Raw genomic sequence first — 215 nt, 5'->3', positions numbered from 1 at the left:
GCGATGCCGTTGCGGGAAGGCTTCTAGTGCAAGGGAATTTTTGTGGGAGACCGCTTTGTGTGAGGGCCTTTTTGTGGGAGGGCCTTCAGGCCCGATGCCCTCCGCTCAGCTCGCCGCGGACTTCATCGCAGCGGATACAAAGGCATCGGGCCTGAAGGCCCTCCCACAACCGCATCGCTGCGCTCAGCGCACTTCCACCTCATAGATGCGCGTCG

1 pseudogene is annotated in these 215 nt (G+C 61.9%); it reads left to right on the top strand.

Annotated features, from left to right (window positions below):
* Positions 1-129: 129 nt before the first annotated feature.
* Positions 130-215, top strand: a pseudogene (locus tag A7A76_RS27120) (DUF6053 domain-containing protein); the annotation flags it as partial.

This window comes from Lysobacter enzymogenes, from assembly GCF_017168095.1.
Taxonomy (GTDB): domain Bacteria; phylum Pseudomonadota; class Gammaproteobacteria; order Xanthomonadales; family Xanthomonadaceae; genus Lysobacter; species Lysobacter enzymogenes_D.
This window is presented reverse-complemented; position numbering and strand designations above follow the sequence as displayed.